Raw genomic sequence first — 18434 nt, 5'->3', positions numbered from 1 at the left:
TCGCCGTAGGGTTCCTACGTCATATCGGGTCGTAGGAAGACGGGTACGTGGCCAAGCTCACGCTCGCGCAGTTGGAGCGCCATCTCTTCGCCGCCGCGGACATCCTCCGCGGCACGATGGACGCCTCCGAGTACAAGGACTACATCTTCGGTCTGCTGTTCCTGAAGCGGGCCAACGACGAGTTCGAGGCGGCACGCGAGCGGATCAGAGAGCAGGCGGAGAACGAGCTGGGACTGTCGGGGGAGCTGCTGGACAGCTTCCTGGAGGACGCGGCCCCGTACAGCGAGCGCGGTGTTCTCTTCGTCCCCAAGAACGCCCGCTGGAAGTGGATCTCGTCCGGCATCCACAACGTCAACGAGGAGCGGCTGCGGCCCGCGCTCCAGGCCCTTGAGGGGCAGAACGCCAAGCTCAAGGGCCTGTTCGACCAGCTCGACTTCAACCGCATCGGTGGCTCAGGTGCCGCCGCGGGTGCGGCGAAGCTCGCCGACCAGAGGCTGAAGCTGCTGATCGCGCACTTCGGGCGAGTGCGGCTGAGGACGGAGGACTTCGAGTTCCCCGACCTGATCGGCGCCGCCTACGAGTACTTGATCAAGGAGTTCGCGGACTCGGCGGGCCGCAAGGGCGGCGAGTTCTACACCCCGCGTGCGGTCGTCCGCATGATGGTCGAGCTGCTGGACCCCCGGCAGAACACCCGGATCTACGACCCGTGCGTCGGCTCGGGCGGCATGCTCATCCATGCCAAGGAGTACGTGGAAGAGCATGGCGGGGACGCCACGGACATGTTTTTCGCCGGCCAGGACGCCAACAGCGGTTCCTGGATCATGTCCACGATGAACATGGTGCTCCACGGCGTCAGCACCCGCTTCGACCTGCGGACGGGCGACACGCTGTCCGAGCCGGCGCACACGCCGAAGTCGGATGCGGACCGGTTCGACGGGGTCCTGAGCAATCCGCCGTTCTCGATGGACTACTCGCTTACCGACTTCCCGCACAAGGCGGAGCGGGCGAAGTACGGCGAGACGAGTGAACGCGGCAAGGCCGACCTGATGTTCCTCCAGCACATGCTCTGGATGACCAAGCGGGAGGGGCACGGCGGCATGGTCATCACGGTCATGCCGCACGGCGTGCTGTTCCGGGGCGGCGGTGAGCAGGACATCCGGTCCGAGCTGATCGAGCAGGACGCGATCGAGGCGGTTATCGGCCTCGCTCCGAACCTCTTCTACGGGACCGGCATCCCCGCCTGCATCCTGGTACTCCGCCCGCCTGGCAAGAAGGACCCGCAGCGGGACGGCCGGGTCCTCTTCATCAACGCGGATCGCGAGTTCCACGCGGAGCGGGCGCAGAACGTGCTGCTTCCCGAGCACGCGGAGAAGATCGTCACCACGTTCCGCGAGTACGAAAACGTTCCCGGCTTCGCGCGCGTGGTCAAGCGCGAGGAGCTGCGGGAGAACGACTACAACCTCAACATCCGCCGGTACGTGGACAACACGCCTCCACCGGAGCCGCAGGATGTGCGGGCGCACTTGGTGGGCGGGATGCCGCGTGCGGAGATCGAGGCGAAGAGGGAACTGCTCGACGCGTACGAGATCGGGCTGGAGGACCTGTTCGCGGAGCGGGAGCCGTTGGACCCGGAGTATGTGGACTTCCTCCCGGAGGGCGAGCGCCCGGACGCGGCCCGGCTCGCGGAGCTGGCGCGTCCCCGTGAGGAGGCGCTGCGTGTCGCGTTCGCCAAGTGGTGGGAGGAAGAGGCCCGCCACCTGGAGGCGGTGGCCGCCACGCCCGAGCGGCTTGCCGACCTGACGGCGTCGGAGCGCAAGGCGGCCCTTATGGCCGTACGCGGCTCCCTGATCGAATCGTTCGTGGAGCGGCTGGGCGGCATCGGCTTGCTCGACCGGTACGCGTTGGCGGGCGCGGTGGCCGGCTGGTGGTACGAGGCGAAGTACGACCTGCTGGCCTTGTCGGAGAACGGCTTCGCCGGAGTGCTGGACGGCTGGGTCGAGAACGTGGAGACGCTACTCGCGCCGGAACAGGACCCGAAGACGAAGAAGCTGCGCAAGCGCACGGCTGCGGAGCGGCGCCAGGCGTACGCCCACAAGGTGGTCGCCGCGATCGTGCCGGAGTTCCTGACGGAACTGGCCGAGGCGGACGCGCGCAAGACGGAGCTGGATGCCCGGTGGAAGGAACTCAACGCGGAGCCGGAACCGTCGGAGGACGGTGAGGCTGATGGTGACGAGGACGATGTCACACGGGAGCAGGCCGAGCTGAGCGTGGAGCAGCTCGCGGAGCTGGCGCACGTGAAGAAGGAACGCACGAAGGCCGCGGCGCGCATCAAGAAGCTGGAGGCGGAGTTCTGGTTCACGCCGTGGCCGGACCCGACCAAATTGACCGAGGACCCGCCGAGGCTGATTGCCGCTCGGCAGCGGTACGCGGAGGACCCGGAGGGGGAGCGCCGGGTGGTGCTGGAGCTGCTGCGGGATGACTTGGCGGGGAAGCTGGAGGGGCATGTGGTGCGGCGTCGGCGGGAGTTGGTCGACGTGTGTGGGGCGTGGGCGGACAAGTACGCGGTGTCGCTGACGGAGATCCGCGCGGAGCGCGAGCGTGTGGCGGCGACGTTGGACGGGTTCCTGGAGGAGCTGGGCTATGTCAGCTGACGCCGGGATCCGTTGGGTTCCCGTACGGGAAATCGGCGAGGTGCGCATGGGCAAGCAGCTCTCGCCGAGCAGCCGAGACGCTGCGGGGCAGCATCCTTACCTGAGAGTCGCCAACGTCTACGAAGGGCAGATCGATCTGTCCGACATCAAGACAATGGGGTTCTCGCGAACGGAGCGTGAGGTATATGGGCTGCGTCCAGGAGACATCCTGCTCAACGAAGGGCAGGAGAACCTTCGGATGGTGGGACGTAGCGCAATTTACACGGGCGCTCCGGGAGCCTATTGCTTCCAGAACACGCTGATCAGGTTTCGCCCAGGAGGTGAGGTTCTCTCAGAATATGCGCAAGCGGTGTTTGTGCGGTGGCGGGCCCAGGGTGTTTTTGCCAGCGTTGCAGAGAAGACGAGCATTTCGCACCTTGGCGGAAACCGGTTCGGAGCGCTGCTGTTTCCGGTGAGGCCGTTGTCTGAGCAGCGACGGATCGTCGAGTTGATCGAATCTGTATCGGCGCAGGAGCGTGCCGTCGAGAGGTCCCTCGTAAAGTTGGAGCAGCTCAGGACGGGGATGACCGCTGCACAGCTCGCTGGTGTCGGGGTGGGTTCATTCGAGGATGTTATCGAGTACGGCCCCCAGAACGGGATTTACAAATCTGCATCTTCCTACGGGGTCGAGGGTACTCCCATTGTTCGTATCGAAAGCTTTAGAGGGGGGCCATCGGATTTCACGAGGAATCTGCTTCGCATTTCGACTACGAAAACAGAGGTCAGCCGTTACGGGCTCGCGGTCGGCGACATTGTCATCAACCGTGTCAACACCCCCGAACTGGTCGGGAAATCAACAGCAGTCCGTGAACTGGCTGAGCCTACCGTGTTCGAGTCGAACATGATGCGATGCAAGATTCGCGCTGACCGAGCCGTTCCCGCCTTTGTTGAAATGTGGCTGGGTGACGTGCTGTCGAGGAAGCACTTTCGGGTGCGCGCGAAGAGTGCCATTTCTCAGGCCAGCATCAATGGGGAGGACGTTCGCGACTGTCCATTCCCTCGACTCGCGGTTACGGAGCAGTTGGCCATCCTTAAGCGGTTGGCGGCGGTTACGGTGCAGCAGCGCCTTGACGAGGCAGAGCTCGCGAAGCTGAGGGACTTCAAGCGAGGCATGGTGAGCGACCTGCTGGGCGGCAGCGCCTGAGTCAGACGCAGTTTTCCTTCAGGGCCTCCACGAAGCTGTCCCAGACGGCGCACGGGAAGACCAGCGCAGGTCCGTGCGGATCCTTGGAGTCGCGGACCGGGACGCCTGACGGGTAGTCGTCCAGGACCTCGACGCAGCTTCCACCATCCCCGCTGCTGTAGGACGACTTGCGCCAACCGATCAATGCAGCCGCGTTCGGGACGATGCCGTCAGTCATGTTGCCCGTAATCCTTCGCTGTCGCTTTCAGTAGGGCGACCGATTCCTTGCGGGGGAGCGCGTCGCCCAAGGCGAGAGTGTAGGTGCGTTGCATGGTCTCAACCAGGGCGGGGGAGTCGTGCAACCTGCCCATGAGGACACCCTCGCCGTAGGCAACGGGGGGCTGGTCGTCGAACGTCATCAGCGACAGCATCCCTTGGAGCAACTGGTGGTAGCCGACTCCGAAGGGAAGGACGTGCACTCGAACACGTTCGCTCTCTGCCATGCGAACGATGTGGTTCAGTTGCTCCGACATGATCTTGTGGTTCCCGACATGGCGGCGCAGTACCGCCTCATCCAAGAGAACGCAGACCAGTGGAGTAACTGGGTTGGAGAGGACCTGCCCTCGCTCCAGCCGTGTGACGAGGAGCCTGTCACATTCCTCTTCACTCCGAGGGGTGGCACCAGGCCGCAGAACGGCACGCGCGTACCCCTCCGTCTGGAGGATGCCGGGCACGAGCGAGAGCGCGAACTCCTGGATCACCGTCGCTTGTTGCTCCAGCTGCCGCGCCGTCTCGAAGTAGTCCGCGACCGCCACGTCCTCCTGCGGCAGGAAGCTGCTCAGCACGTCCCCCGTGCCCAGCGCCCTGTCCAGCCGCTTCGCGTCCTCCTTCGACGGCGTGCGGCGGCCCGCCTCGATGTGCGCGATATGCGAGCGGGTCATGAACGCGATGTCGGCCAGTTCCTGTTGGGTGAGGTCGGCGGCCTCACGTTGGGCCTTCAGCCACTCCCCGTAGACGTTGCTCATCCGTCAACTCCCTTGAGACAAGCGCTCTGTCACACCGAACCCCCTGGTCAGGGTAGTCCTACCGGTCTCAGGCTGTGAATGAATCGCTACAGAGCGAGTTGGCCCGCCGGAACCGCCCGGGAGAGCCGCAAGCACAGACCCCCGCGACCGACGTGAACGGTCCGGGGGCGTGGCCCTCAACTAACCAGGAGTTGATGACGTGTCGCACTGTATCGCCCGACTGATCGACCCGCTCCGGAGGCTCCTGTGGCCTCCGCCAGCCGTAGACCACCGCCCCGCGCCTCGGCTGCCGCTTCCGCCCCGCCCCACCCACGCCCCCACCCCGTACTACCGAGGCGAGGACAGCCCCCTCGTACGTCCCTACCTCCTCGCCCACGAACGCCGCCAGGCCGAGGCCCGCCGCCAGCGGGCCCGTCGCCGGGCCCTCTGGCTCACGGTTCACGGCGTCGACATCGGCCCGTGCGTCATCCACGGACGGGAGGTGGCGGCGTGATCCGTCACACCACGGAGGCACTTCGCCTGCTTCCCTGGACCGGGGCCGAGGGCAAGCCCTGCTACCTCATCGGCGACGGTGACGGCTATGTCTCACGCCTCGCCGACAACATCGAAAGCGTGCAGCTCGGCATGGCCGCCGATCTCCTCGATCACACCGACGACCTCCTGGGTGACCGCTCCGCTACCCCCGAGCAGCTCCGCTATGTCATCGCCCGACTTGTGGAGTCCCTGCGCGACGTGCACCGCATCGCGTGGAGCCGGGGTGCCCGGCACACCGTTCCAGTCCGCGCCGACCACCCCGAATAGCAGGTGGCCCAAGCGGCTGAAACTCTCGCCCGTCGCCCGCCCATCGCACAGAATGGATCACCTGCACGGGTGTGGCGGCGGGCGAGGGGCGTGGGGGCATGGCGGCAATGCAGGTCGAGCGGGACGAGGTGGAGCGGCCGACCGTCGCGCAGCTCCGGGCGATGGGCTGGACGCACGTCCCGGGCAAGGACGTCGGCACCCTCGATGCAGATGCCCCGTTCTTCGTCGACACGCTCGGCAAGGCGCTGCGCCGCATCAACCTCCGTGCCGCCGACGGCGAGCCGTGGATGGGCGAGACGGACGTCAGACGCTCCATCAGCGAGCTTGCGTCCGTGTCCCTCGGCGCCGGCATCGACAAGGCCAATTTCGCCGCCACCGACCTGCTCCTCAGCGGGCTGCTCCTCGCCGGTCCCTCCACCGAGCACGGCGGACCCTCCGCCATCGTCCAGTACATCGAGTGGCACGAGGACCGCACCGGGCGCAACGAGTTCACCGTCGTCGACCAGCTCCACGTGCGGAACCGCTCCGGCGAGGTGTCGATCCTCGACATCGTCCTCTTCGTGAACGGGATTCCGCTCGTCGCCGTCGAGTGCAAGAGCCCCGACCTCGCCGACCCGATCCGCGATGCCGTCCTCGACCTGCGGCACTACGCGGGAGACCCGCTGCCCGACGACGAACGGGACGCGACGGACCTGGCGCTGCCCGCCGGGGTTCCGGAGCTCTTCCGTACCGTCCAACTGCTCGTCGCGGCCACGGCCGAGACCGCGTACCTCGGCACGGTCACGTCCACCCCGGAGCATTTCCACCCCTGGCGGAGCATCGAGCCGGAGAGCAAGGCGACTCTCACCGCCGAACTGCCCGACGGCATCGGCAAGCTCAACGAGCGGCACATGCTGGTGGGTGTCGTCCTGCGTCCGGCCGCGTTGCTGAGGGTCGTGCGCCACTACGTGATCCCTCTGCCCGTTCAGACCGAGTCGGGCGGCAGCCGTACCGTCAAGGCCGTCGCACGGCACCAGCAGTACCGGGCTGCCGAGAAGGCGGTCCGCAAGCTGCTCACGGGCAAGACGCGTGGCGGACCGGTCCTCGAGGACGAGCGCGGCGGTCTCATCTGGCATACCCAGGGCTCCGGCAAGAGCCTCACCATGACGTTCCTCGTCCGCCGGATGCATCTGCACCACCGACTCAGCGAGTTCATGGTGGTCGTGGTCACGGACCGTACCCAGTTGCAGGAGCAGTTGGCCCGTACGCTCAAGCTGAGCGAGTCCGAGGTGGAGACCGCCAAGACCGCGACCCAGATGCAGGGGCTGCTGAGGGACGGCGGCCGGCGGATCGTGTTCGCGATGATCCAGAAGTACGGTGCCGGAGGATTCGCCTTCGCGGCGGAGGCGGACGGGGACGGCGACGAGCGGGATCTGGCTGCCGAGTACGACGATGCCGAGAAGGCCCGACGGGAGCGGCGGGCGGCGAAGTTGCCGTCGGCGCCGAACTTTCCCGAGTGCAACACCTCCCCGGACATCCTCGTCCTCGTCGACGAGGCACACCGGTCGCACACGAGCCTGCTGCATGCCGCCCTGCGCAAGGCGATCCCCAACGCGGCGAAAATCGGCTTCACCGGCACCCCGATCATGACGGGCAAGGCCGAGGACACCCGCCGGATCTTCAGCGGTGGACCGGACCGGAAATTCCTGGACATGTACCGGATGGCAGACGCCGAGAACGACGGCGTCGTCGTGCGGATCCGCTACGAGGGCCGTACCGGCGAGGGGCAGGTCTTCGACAAGGACGGTCTGGACCGGAACTTCGAGGACCTCATCCAAGACCGCACCGACGAGGAGCGGCGCGAGCTGCTGAACCGCTGGCCCACCGAGCGGGACGTCGCCGAGTCGACGCCGATGATCCGGGCCAAGGCCGAGGACATGCTGGAGCACTGGGTGACGACGGTGCTGCCCGGCGGAGGGTTCAAGGCGCAGGTCGCCGCAGTGAGTCGGAAAGCGGCCGTCGAGTACCACCACGCGCTGCGTGCCGCGCGGGACGCTCTGATGGTGGAGTTGGCCGCGTTCCGGCCGGAGTCGGTCGCCGGAATCCCTCTCGACGAGCTGCCCTCGCGCACGCGTTATCTGTTCCAGGCGTACCAGTTCCGTTCACTGCTGCGCCGGATCGACTTCGTGCCCGTCATCTCGCCGGGCAAGGAGCGCAAGTGGCGCCGGTGGCTTTACTGGACGGACCCGGTGCGGCAGGCGGCGTACATCGAGCGCTTCCACGAGGCGTTCCCCACGCCGCCGCCAGAGCCCGAGTGGGTCGCCACCACCCCGTTCCACTCCCCGGTGCAGGAGACGCAGGAGCCGGGCGGCATGGGGGACAACCCGTGGTCACAGGAAGGAGTGGAGCAGCCGGAGGCATCGGCCATCGGCCCCGACCCGGTGCACCCGGAGAGCCCCGTGGCCTTCCTGATCGTCAAGTCCATGCTGCTCACGGGGTTCGACGCGCCGCGTGAACAGGCGCTCTACCTGGACCGCCCGATCCGGGATGCCGAACTGCTCCAGGCAGTGGCCCGGGTGAACCGGCCGATGACGGACAAGAAGGTCGGGTACGTCGTCGACTACTACGGCGTCTTCGAGCACCTGAGCAGCGCACTCGCCGACTACCGGAAGGAGGACGTCGACGACACGATGCGCAGCATGGCAGAGGAGATCGACGGTCTGGAGCCGGCGGCCGAGGCGGTGCGCCGCTACCTCAGCGCTCAGGTCGGCGTCACCGACGCCGACCTCGTCGACTTCGCCGCCGTGCGCTCCGCCGCCCTCGCCTTCGACGACGAATCGACCCGCCAGGGCTTCGACGAGGTGTTGCACCACTTCCTCACCGTCCTGGAGCGGGTGCTGCCGCATGAGGACGGCCTGGACCATCTGGGCGACGCACGTCGCTGGGGCCTGCTGCAGAAGCGCATCCGCACCCTCCACCGTGACGCGGCGGGCGGGTCCTTCACGATGCGCACATACGGGCGCAAGGTGCGCGCGCTGATCGCCGAGCATCTGGAGGGCCCCGAGATCGACCAGGTGATCGCTCCGGTGTCATTGGCGTCGCCGCTGTTCGACGAGAAGGTACGCGCCATGCCCCCGCGTGAGGCGGCAGCCGAGATGGGGCATGCCCTCCGCTTCCACCTGGAGGAGCGGGTCAAGCGGGAGGACCCGGAGAAGTACGTCCGGCTCTCGGAGCGGCTGCAAGAGATCCTGCGAGAGATGCCCGGGCGGTTCGAGGAGCAGATCGAGGCTTTCGGGCCGCTCTTCGAGCAGGCCCGGCAGGAGGACGAGGAGGATCCCAGGTTTGCGGGACTCTCCCCGCTGGAGCAGCGGCTGTACCGGCTGCTGGACAGGGAGGCGGGGGAGAACCCGGACATCGACACGAGTGCGGCGGACCTGCGGTCGGTGGTCGGAACGGTGTGTGACACAGCGGCCCACACCATGGCCAAGGCCGCATACCAGGGCCAGCACCAGGATCTTGCCCTCCTCGCCGACAAGATCAGGATGGATCTGGTCAAGGGCCGGCTGCGGCCAGTGGGCGCGGAGTGGACGGCACTTCGCGATCTCGCGGAACGGCTCGCCGCCTACGCCGCGCAGAACCGGGCGTCCTTTCTGGCCAGGCTGAGGGGAGAATAGGCAGGGTGACCGCCTCCACCGTCGATCCAGCCGAGCCGATCGCCCTTGTCGAGGGTGATCGGCTCGCTGTTGACGGACTGGAACTCGACGTGCGCGTCAGTACCCGGCGCAAGCGGTTCGCGCTCACGGTGGAGATGGATGCTGCGGTCACCCTTCACGCGCCCCAGGGACGTCCGGCGGCCGACGCCCTCGCGTTCGTCCGGGCTCACCGGGCATGGGTGGTAGCCAAGACGGCGCAAAGGGAGCGAACCCGACCGTTGAACCCGCCCAAGCGTCTCGTCGAGGGCGAGGTGTTCCGGTATCTGGGGCGGACGTATCGGCTGGCCATCGACGCCGAGCGCCCGGAGGACGCCGGAGTCCGGCTCGTCGCCGGGCGCCTGCTCCTCAATCAGGAACAGGCTGAGAACCCGTCCCGGGGTCGGTCTGCGCTGGTCGACTGGTACTGCCGCGCGGGCCGTGAGTGGGCCAGGGGCAGGCTCCAACCCTGGGCGGCGCGTATGGGAGTCGCGGAACCGGCACTGGACGTGTCGGATCTCGGCGGCCGCTGGGGCAGCTATCGTCCGTCCGACGGCGGAATCGGAGCCGGGCGGATGAGTCTCGGCTGGCCGCTGTTCCAACTGCCCATGCATCTCGTGGACTATGTCGTTGCCCACGAGCTCGCGCATGTACGTGTCTCCGGGCATGGGGAGGATTTCTGGCGGTTGCTGGGGCACGCCCTGCCTGAGTACGCGGAGCGGCGGACCGAGCTGGACGAGCTGGGGCGGCGCATGTGGATGGGGGAGATCATCTAGTCGGCCCCGCTGCGTGCAGTCGCAGTCCGGTGACTACAGTCGGCAGCCGGTGGGCGCTCAGCCCGCCGTGACGGACGGCTGCCCCGGTTGCGGGTCCTCGCCGTCGTACGCCGACAGCGCGGCGAGGCGGTGATCCAGCAGTTCGGCCAGGTCCGCGGGGGTCGTGCGCGACTGCGCCAGCTTCACCGCGGCCCGGCCCTCCACGGTCGCCCACGCGTGCCGGGCGCGTTTGTTGGCCCGGCAGCGGGTGGCGCTCCGCAGGAACCCCGCGCCCGCGGCGAATCCCGCGGAGGCGAGGGCCAGTAGCGCCGCGGGGATCCGGGCGCCCGCGGTGGCCAGCCCCGTCGCTCCGGCGACGCCGGCGAGCAGCGCGGCGGGGAAGCCGAGCGCGATATCGGTCCTGGCCCAGAACTCGGCCCTGCGGTGGGCCAGATTCCTCTGGCGCGTCGCCTCCTCCCGGAGTCCTTCGATCTCGGCGCGCAGGCGGCTGCCGGTCCCGTCCGGGGCCGGGGTGATGGTTCCGTCGGCGGAAGAGGCCATGCCGGAATTCCAACACGGCTGAGCGGTTGGGGACTTGGGGCGGAGCGACAGCCTTGGGGCGGCAGAATCGTGGGTTCCCCACGGAACCGCGGGGCAACGTTCCGCAACGCGACCCGCCCGGTCCTCACGCGTACCGCAGCGCGAACCACAGCTCCATCCGTACGTCCGCGTCGTCCAGGTCGACGCCCAGCAGCGTGCCGCACCGCGCGATGCGCTGGCGGACGGTGTTGCGGTGGACGCCCAGGGCCACCGCCGTGCGGTCCCAGCTGCCGTGGAGCGAGAGCCAGACCCGCAGGGTCTCGGCGAGCGCGGGGGAGTCCGCGACCGGCGCGAGCAGGGTGCGGGCGTGGACGGCGGCCTCGTCGGGCGCGACCAGTTCGCCGAGGCCCGCGTCGCGCTGGCGGGCGAGCGGGACCCGGGTCGCCTCCGCACGGCGCAGGGCGCGGGCGGCGGCGGTGTCGGCGGTGCCCAGCTCCTCCGCCGTGGCCGGGGCGCTCACGCCCAGGGTCCAGCCCGGCTGGGGCTCGATGCGCCGGTCGCCGGAGAGCAGGATCCGTACCGTCTCCCCGTCGGTGTCCACCAGCGTGCTGCCCAGGGCCGCGCCGAGGGCGGAGGCCGCGATCCGGTCCGGCTGCCCCGGTCGCGTCCCGTGCACCACCGTCCAGGGACCGGGGCCCAGGTCGCGGACCACCTCCGCGGGCGTACCGCCCAGCAGCAGCCGTACCAGCGCGGCGGTCCGCCCGCTCGCGTCGGCTCCCTGGTGCGGCGCGGTGAGCAGGGACAGCAGGACGACGGCGACCCCGGCGATCGTGTGCCCTCCCGGTTCGCGCCCCTCGGCGGCGACTCCGAGGACCAGACCCTGGCCGCCGCCGAGGGCGTAGGCCGCGAGGTGCGTCTCCCCGACGGTGTCGGTCGCCGACGAGGGCGGCCGACGTGTGGTTCCCGCCGGTGCGCCCGGCTCCGCCTGGGCGCCGGCGGCCCGTGAAGGGGGAGCGGCCGTGTCGTCGGCGGGTTCCGCGCCATCGGGCTCCGGGCTCACCACGCGCGCCAGCCGCCCCACGGCCTCGCGCGCCTCGCGGGACGGCGCCCGGCCGGCCACGTGCAGGGCCGAGCCGTCCGGGGCCAGCAGCACGGCCCAGCCACCGAGGCGGGACGCCAGCTGCTGCAGTACCGCCGGCACCGGGTCGGGGCGGGCCGCCGCGCCGGCGAGGCCCTGCTGGGCCTCGCTGACCCGGCGCACCTCCCGGAGCCGGGCCTGGGCCATCAGCCCCCAGACGGCGCGGGCGATCGCGGTGAACGGGGTCTGCGGCGGCACCTCGAGCAGCGGCAGCCCACGGCGCTCGCACGCCGCGACGAGCGCGTCCGGGACGGTGTCGTACACCGGCGCCACCCCGAAGCCGATCGCCGCGCCGCCGGCCTCGACGACCCGCGCGGCGTACATCTCCGGGTCCTTCAGCAGGACGCCCGCGGTCAGCAGCAGCTCGCCGCCCAGGAGGTAGGGGTACGGGTCGGCCATCTCCGAGGTGTGCACCCACTGGATACGGACGCCCTCGGCGCCCCCGGACTCGGGGACGCCCGCGACCAGCCGCAGCCCGAGATCCTCCCGGGCCAGCAGTGCGGTCAGCGGGACGGGCGGGGTGGGTGGGGCCGAAGGGGCGCCCTGGGGAGCGGTGGAGTCCGGCATGGTGGACGTTCCATCCTTGATCGTCTTCGGGAATGGAGGAAACGTACACTTCATCGTCGCTTTTAAGCCACCTATCGTCGAGTCGTCCAGCGGCCGCGGGTACGGGCGGATGTCCCCGCGCAGGAGCCGCTGCGTCCCCTTGAACTTCTGCACGACACGCCACCGAGGTGAAAGCGAAGGAGGGCCCCATGGCCGTCGACTACGCAGTGATCGTCGTCTATCTGGCCGGCATGCTGGCCATGGGCTGGTGGGGCATGCGCCGCGCCAAGTCCAAGAGCGAGTTCCTGGTGGCAGGGCGCAGGCTCGGCCCCTCGATGTACTCCGGCACCATGGCCGCGATCGTGCTCGGCGGCGCCTCCACCATCGGCGGTGTGGGCCTCGGCTACAAGTACGGCCTCTCCGGGGCCTGGATGGTCTTCACCATCGGCCTCGGCCTCCTGGCCCTGTCGATCTTCTTCTCCGCCCGCATCGCCCGGCTGAAGGTCTACACCGTCTCCGAGATGCTCGACCTGCGCTACGGCGGCCGGGCCGGACTCATCACCGGTGTGGTGATGTGGGCCTACACGCTGATGCTCGCGGTCACCTCGACCATCGCCTACGCCACGATCTTCGACGTCCTCTTCGACATGAACCGGACCGTCGCGATCGTCCTCGGCGGCTCGATCGTCGTCGCCTACTCCACGCTCGGCGGCATGTGGTCGATCACCCTCACCGACATGGTGCAGTTCGTCGTCAAGACGATCGGCGTGCTGCTCCTGCTGCTGCCCATCGCCGTGGTCAAGGCCGGCGGCTTCGCCGAGATGAAGGCCCAGCTGCCCACCGAGTACTTCGCGCCGTTCGGCATCGGCGGCGAGACGATCTTCACCTACGTGCTCATCTACACGTTCGGCATGCTCATCGGCCAGGACATCTGGCAGCGCGTCTTCACCGCCCGCGACGACAAGGTCGCCCGCTGGGGCGGCACGGTGGCCGGTACGTACTGTCTCGCCTACGCCCTCGCCGGCGCCGTCATCGGCACCGCGGCCAAGGTGCTCTACCCGAACCTCGCCAACGCCGACGACGCCTTCGCCACCATCGTCAAGGACGAACTCCCGCTGGGCGTGCGCGGCCTGGTCCTGGCCGCCGCCCTCGCCGCCGTGATGTCCACCTCCTCCGGCGCCCTGATCGCCTGCGCGACCGTCGCCAACAACGACATCTGGCAGCGGCTGCGCGGCGCCGTGACACGGCGGGCGGACGGCGAGGCGCACGACGAGGTCAAGGGCAACCGGATGTTCATCCTGGTCATGGGCATAGCCGTGATCGGCATCGCCATCGCCCTCAACAACGTGGTCGAGGCCCTGACGGTCGCCTACAACCTGCTCGTCGGCGGTCTGCTGGTGCCGATCCTCGGCGGGCTGCTGTGGAGGCGCGGCACGGTGTACGGCGCCCTCTCCTCCGTCGTCGTCGGCGGCGTGGCCGTCATCACCCTGATGTGGAAGTTCGGCATCCTCGCCAACGAGCCCATCTACTACGGCCTGCTCGCCTCCCTCGTCACCTACGTCGTCGTCTCGCTGGCCACCAGGCCCACCGACGAGGCGATCCTGGCCAACTGGCGCGAGCGCCTCGCGGGCCGCGACCCCGAGGCCGAGCGGCGGACCGCGCAGGAGTCGGTCCCGGCCACCCCGTGAACCCCGTTACAGTCAAACGACTGCAAACCGACGGATAAGCAGAAAAGCGCAGGAAGAAGAGGCATGGTCATGAGCAGCAACGAGACGCCGCGCGGCCCCATCGACTCGTCCCGCATCCCGCGGTACGCCGGACCCGCGACGTTCGCCCGGCTGCCCCGGCTCGACGAGGTCGGCAGCACCGATGTCGCCGTCGTCGGCGTGCCCTTCGACGCCGGGGTGTCGTACCGTCCCGGCGCCCGCTTCGGCGGCAACGCCATCCGTGAGGCGTCGAGGCTCCTGCGGCCGTACAACCCGGCCCAGGACGCCTCGCCCTTCGCGCTCGCCCAGGTGGCGGACGCGGGCGACATCGCCGCCAACCCGTTCAACATCAACGAGGCCGTCGAGACCATCGAGGCCGCCGCCGACGACATCCTCGGCACCGGCGCGCGCATGATGACCCTCGGCGGCGACCACACCATCGCGCTGCCGCTGCTGCGCTCGGTGGCCAGGAAGCACGGCCCCGTGGCGCTGCTGCACTTCGACGCCCACCTGGACACCTGGGACACCTACTTCGGTGCCGAGTACACCCACGGCACCCCGTTCCGCCGCGCCGTCGAGGAGGGCATCCTCGACACCGAGGCCCTCTCCCACGTCGGCATCCGCGGCCCGCTCTACGGCAAGCAGGACCTGACCGACGACGAGAAGATGGGCTTCGGCATCGTCACCTCCTCCGACGTCTACCGCCGCGGCGCCGACGAGGTCGCCGACCAGCTGCGCCAGCGCATCGGCGACCGCCCCCTCTACATCTCCATCGACATCGACTGCCTCGACCCCGCCCACGCCCCCGGCACCGGCACCCCCGAGGCGGGCGGCATGACCTCGCGCGAACTGCTGGAGATCCTGCGCGGACTCGCCTCCTGCAACCTGGTCTCCGCCGACGTCGTCGAGGTCGCCCCCGCCTACGACCACGCCGAGATCACCTCCGTCGCGGCCTCCCACACCGCGTACGAGCTCACCACGATCATGGCCCGTCAGATCGCCGCGTCGAGGAACGACAAGTGACCCACGACCACGACCTCGTGCTGCGCCCCACGGCGCGGCAGGTCGCCGCCGCGCTCAGCCCGCCGGCCGGCCGCAACGGCGGGGACCTCGTCGTCGAGGCCCTGGCCGGGCTGGGCGCCACCACGGTGTTCGGCCTGCCGGGCCAGCACGCCCTCGGCATGTTCGACGCGCTGCGCCGCTCCGACCTGGAGTACGTCGGGCTGCGCGTGGAGAACAACGCGGGCTTCGCCGCCGACGCCCACGGCCGGATCACCGGACAGGCCACCCCGCTGCTGCTCTCCACCGGCCCCGGCGCGCTCACCTCGCTCGCCGCGCTCCAGGAGGCCGCCGCGGCCAGCGCCCCCGTCCTGGCGATCTCCAGCCAGGTGCCGAGCCCGGGCATCGGCGGCGGCCGCCACGGCTATCTGCACGAACTGCGCGACCAGAAGGCGTCGTTCCGGGACGTCGTGAAGTCCGTGCACACCGTCCGCACCGCCTCCCAGATCCCCTCCGCGATCGCCGCCGCCTGGGAGTCCGCGCTGACCGCCCCGCACGGGCCGGTCTGGGTGGAGATCCCCCAGGACGTGCTGCTCGCCGAGACGACCCTGCCGGTCGTGACGGCCCTGGACGCCACCCCGCACGACCTCGTGCCCCGCCCGGAGCTCACCGCCGTCGCCGCGCACCTGCTCCAGAACGCCGAGCGCCCCGCGATCATCGCGGGCGGCGGTGTCGTGCGCTCCGACGCCTCCGGCAAGCTGCTCGCCCTCGCCGAGAAGCTGGACGCCCCCGTCGTGACCACCTTCGGCGGCAAGGGCGCGTTCCCCTGGGAGCACCCGCTGTCGATGCAGTCCTGGCTGGAGGACCGGCACACCACCGACTTCCTGGAGGACGCCGACGTCCTGCTCGTCGTCGGCTCCGGCCTCGGTGAACTCTCCTCGAACTACCACACGTTCGCGCCGCGCGGCAGGGTGGTCCAGATCGAGGCCGACCTCGGCAAGCTGGAGTCCAACCATGCCGCGCTCGGCATCCACGCCGACGCCCGGATCGCGCTCACCGCGCTGCTGGAGACCGTGGAGGAACGCCGCGACCCGTCGGCCGCCGAGCGGGTCTCCGCGCTGCTGGCGAAGGTCCGGGAGCGGATCGCCGGCCAGGAGCTCACGCTGGAGCAGGAGGTGCTCGCCGCGGTCCGCGAGGCCCTGCCGGACGACTCCCCGAGCTTCTGGGACATGACGATCCTGGCCTACTGGGCCTGGTCCGCATTCGACGCCCGCCGGCCGAACACCATGCACTCGGCCCAGGGCGCGGGCGGGCTCGGATACGGCTTCCCCGCCGCCCTCGGCGCGGCCGCGGCGGACCGCGACAGGCCGGTGCTCGCGGTCTCGGGCGACGGCGGCGCGATGTACTCCATCGCGGAGCTTGCCTCGGCGAAGCAGTACGCGCTGCCGGTGACCTGGCTGATCGTCGACGACGGCGGCTACGGCATCCTGCGCGAGTACATGACGGACGCCTTCGGCGAGGCGACCGCGACCGAGCTGTCCAGGCCGGACTTCGTCGCGCTCGCCGAGTCGTTCGGCGTCCCGGCCGTACGCACCACCACGGAGTCGCTCCGCGAGGACCTCGCCAAGGCCCTCGCGCAGCCCGGCCCGTCGGTCGTCGTGCTGCCCGCGGTGCTCAGGATGTTCGCGCCGACGCATCTGTAGGCGGGGCGCTTCGGCGCTCTTCGTCCCGTCCGCGGGGCGACGGCGGCGGCGCCCCGGGTGCGGCCGCAGGACGACGCGGCCGCGCACCGGTCACCTCAGCAGTGCCCGGTGCGCGGCCGTGTACGTGCCCTTCTGGGTCTTGAAGCCCTCGCGGAAGTCCTTCCGCTGGGCCGCGTCGTAGGCCGGGGGGAACCCCCCGTCGTCCGGTATGGACGCGAGGACCCCCTTCAGCACCTCGTCCGCCGCCTTCCCGCGCGCGGCGTCCCGCCGCCGGGCCGCGACCAGGTGCTTCAGCGCCTTGTCCAGCTGCCTCGGTATGTGGAGGCCGGGCTGCCGCTCCACCATACGGAGCCTGGCGTCCGTGCCGAGCTTCCCCTTCATCGGGACGCCCCCGAGGACCCGCAGGATGTGCAGCGCCGCCCACAGCCTCCCGCTCCGGTACGCCGCGCTCTCCTTCGCGTCTGCCACGGTCTCCCCCTTCCCCGCCGGTCCGGCCGGCGGACACCGCTCATGGCTACCCCGGGCCCGTGTCCGGCGAACGCCGCGCGCGTTGCCCCGCCGCCCGGCGGGCTCCCACGCGGCCGGACCGCCGTCGGCCCGGGTCCCCGGCCGCAGCCGCCGTCTTCCGTACAACCTTTCGGAGTCTGCGGAGTCATGTGAGTCGTGAAGAGACACTCCATACCCCGCCGCCGCAGACGTGGGGCTCTCTGCGCGGCTGCCGCTCTCGGTGTGCTCGTGCCGGTGACCGTCAGTGCCACCCAGAGCACGGCGGGCGCGGCCACCCCCGCCGTGGCCTGCACCTCGCAGAAGGCCGGACTGGCGGCGAAGCTGGTCACGGACATCACCGCCGCCCTCAAGGGACGTACGTCGACGACCGCGGTGCTCGTCAACGACCGGGTGACCAAGACCAGCTGCATTCTCCGCCCCGACCAGACGTTCGACTCCGCCAGCGTCGTCAAGACGACCGTCCTCGCGACCCTGCTCTGGGACGCGCAGAAGACCGGCCGCCAGCTGACCGCCACCGAGAAGTCACGCGCCACGGCCATGATCACCAGGTCGGACAACGACGCCACCAGCGCGCTGTGGCGCCAGCTCGGCCTGACCAAGGTCAAGGGCTTTCTCGCCGCCGCCGGCATGACCAGGACCGTGCCCGGCGCGAACGGCTACTGGGGCCTCACCCAGATCACCGCCCGCGACCAGCAGAGGCTGCTCGCGATCCTGACGGCGAGGAACGCCGTCCTCACCGACGCCTCGCGCGGTTACGTGCTGCAGCTGATGAACGCCGTCGTGGCGGACCAGCGCTGGGGCACGCCCGCAGGCGCCCCCTCCACCGCGAAGATCCACGTCAAGAACGGCTGGCTCCCGCGGGCCACGCACGGCTGGCGCGTCCACTCGATCGGTGCCTTCACCGGTACGGCGCACAACTACCAGATCACCGTGCTCACCCACGACAACAAGACCATGAACGACGGCATCGCCACCATCCAGGCCGTCGCGCGTGCCGTCCACAAGGACCTGAACCCGACGGCCCCGGCGCGTCTCGGCTATGTGCCGACGGACAACCCGCAGGAGTCCGTCCCGGCCGTTCCGGGACGCCCGGCCCAGGACTCGGTGTCCGCGAACCCGGCGCTCCGGTAGCGGGCCGGGCCCCGCACCCCCACGGGCGCGGGGCCCGTGAGCCCGCGCGCCCATCGGCCCGTGGGTCCATGAGCCCGCGAGCCCCGGGGAACGGTCCCTGGT

Annotated in this window: 15 protein-coding genes; 10 read left to right on the top strand and 5 right to left on the bottom strand. The window is 69.9% G+C overall.

Features of this window, described 5'->3' with window-relative positions; translation table 11 throughout:
• Window positions 1-47 precede the first annotated feature (47 nt).
• Entirely contained in the window at window positions 48-2651 is a 2604-nt protein-coding gene (locus QRN89_RS12370) for a type I restriction-modification system subunit M (protein WP_290349402.1), read from the top strand.
• Window positions 2641-3834 carry a restriction endonuclease subunit S domain-containing protein gene (locus QRN89_RS12365; RefSeq protein ID WP_290349401.1) on the top strand — a complete coding sequence of 398 codons (1194 nt, stop codon included), beginning with the start codon at window positions 2641-2643 and terminating at the stop codon, window positions 3832-3834. The genes QRN89_RS12370 and QRN89_RS12365 overlap by 11 nt, the downstream gene beginning before the upstream one ends.
• A 1-nt stretch (window position 3835) precedes the next feature.
• Here the strand turns inward: QRN89_RS12365 and QRN89_RS12360 are convergent, their stop codons facing one another.
• Window positions 3836-4051, bottom strand: coding sequence for a DUF397 domain-containing protein (locus tag QRN89_RS12360; protein ID WP_290349400.1), 216 nt, complete (start codon window positions 4049-4051; stop codon window positions 3836-3838).
• The gene (locus QRN89_RS12355; protein ID WP_290349399.1) at window positions 4044-4838 is read right to left on the bottom strand and encodes a helix-turn-helix domain-containing protein; all 795 of its coding nucleotides are present in this window, start codon (window positions 4836-4838) and stop codon (window positions 4044-4046) included. The genes QRN89_RS12360 and QRN89_RS12355 overlap by 8 nt, the downstream gene beginning before the upstream one ends.
• A 199-nt stretch (window positions 4839-5037) precedes the next feature.
• Between QRN89_RS12355 and QRN89_RS12350 the strand changes: the two genes are divergently transcribed.
• The 4 genes from QRN89_RS12350 (at window position 5038) to QRN89_RS12335 (ending at window position 10083) form a co-directional block, all read left to right on the top strand.
• Window positions 5038-5331: a hypothetical protein gene (locus QRN89_RS12350; RefSeq protein ID WP_290349398.1), complete on the top strand. Its 294-nt coding sequence runs from the start codon at window positions 5038-5040 to the stop codon at window positions 5329-5331.
• The gene (locus QRN89_RS12345; protein ID WP_290349397.1) at window positions 5328-5639 is read left to right on the top strand and encodes a hypothetical protein; all 312 of its coding nucleotides are present in this window, start codon (window positions 5328-5330) and stop codon (window positions 5637-5639) included. Before QRN89_RS12350 ends, QRN89_RS12345 begins: the two co-directional genes overlap by 4 nt.
• A 98-nt stretch (window positions 5640-5737) precedes the next feature.
• On the top strand, window positions 5738-9292 hold the full coding sequence (locus QRN89_RS12340) for a type I restriction endonuclease subunit R (protein ID WP_290349396.1): 3555 nt from the start codon (window positions 5738-5740) through the stop codon (window positions 9290-9292).
• A gap of 5 nt (window positions 9293-9297) precedes the next feature.
• Window positions 9298-10083, top strand: a complete 786-nt coding sequence (locus tag QRN89_RS12335; protein ID WP_290349395.1) for a M48 family metallopeptidase — start codon at window positions 9298-9300, stop codon at window positions 10081-10083.
• Between the two features lie 57 nt (window positions 10084-10140).
• Here QRN89_RS12335 and QRN89_RS12330 read toward each other — a convergent pair whose 3' ends face one another.
• Both QRN89_RS12330 and QRN89_RS12325 read right to left on the bottom strand, forming a co-directional pair.
• Window positions 10141-10623 (bottom strand): hypothetical protein, encoded by a 483-nt coding sequence (locus QRN89_RS12330; RefSeq protein WP_290349394.1) that lies wholly within the window; start codon window positions 10621-10623, stop codon window positions 10141-10143.
• A gap of 124 nt (window positions 10624-10747) precedes the next feature.
• Window positions 10748-12307: a PucR family transcriptional regulator gene (locus QRN89_RS12325; protein ID WP_290349393.1), complete on the bottom strand. Its 1560-nt coding sequence runs from the start codon at window positions 12305-12307 to the stop codon at window positions 10748-10750.
• Between the two features lie 188 nt (window positions 12308-12495).
• Here QRN89_RS12325 and QRN89_RS12320 point away from each other — a divergent pair, with 188 nt between their 5' ends.
• From QRN89_RS12320 to QRN89_RS12310, 3 genes are all read left to right on the top strand, one after another.
• On the top strand, window positions 12496-13974 hold the full coding sequence (locus QRN89_RS12320) for a sodium:solute symporter family protein (protein ID WP_290349392.1): 1479 nt from the start codon (window positions 12496-12498) through the stop codon (window positions 13972-13974).
• A 69-nt stretch (window positions 13975-14043) separates the two neighbouring features.
• Window positions 14044-15015, top strand: a complete 972-nt coding sequence (speB, locus tag QRN89_RS12315; protein ID WP_026164802.1) for an agmatinase — start codon at window positions 14044-14046, stop codon at window positions 15013-15015.
• Window positions 15012-16694, top strand: a complete 1683-nt coding sequence (locus QRN89_RS12310; protein WP_290349390.1) for a thiamine pyrophosphate-binding protein — start codon at window positions 15012-15014, stop codon at window positions 16692-16694. The genes speB and QRN89_RS12310 overlap by 4 nt, the downstream gene beginning before the upstream one ends.
• A gap of 90 nt (window positions 16695-16784) precedes the next feature.
• On the opposite strand, the gene QRN89_RS12305 is transcribed toward QRN89_RS12310, so the two are convergent.
• On the bottom strand, window positions 16785-17162 hold the full coding sequence (locus QRN89_RS12305; RefSeq protein ID WP_290349389.1) for a hypothetical protein: 378 nt from the start codon (window positions 17160-17162) through the stop codon (window positions 16785-16787).
• Window positions 17163-17423: 261 nt separating this feature from the next.
• Here QRN89_RS12305 and QRN89_RS12300 point away from each other — a divergent pair, with 261 nt between their 5' ends.
• Window positions 17424-18332 carry a serine hydrolase gene (locus QRN89_RS12300; protein ID WP_290353677.1) on the top strand — a complete coding sequence of 303 codons (909 nt, stop codon included), beginning with the start codon at window positions 17424-17426 and terminating at the stop codon, window positions 18330-18332.
• The last annotated feature ends 102 nt before the right edge of the window (window positions 18333-18434 follow it).

This window comes from Streptomyces sp. HUAS CB01 (genome assembly GCF_030406905.1).
Taxonomy (GTDB): Bacteria; Actinomycetota; Actinomycetes; order Streptomycetales; family Streptomycetaceae; genus Streptomyces; species Streptomyces chengbuensis.
Note: the sequence above shows the minus strand (reverse complement) of the source record. Positions and strands in the feature narration are given on the sequence as shown.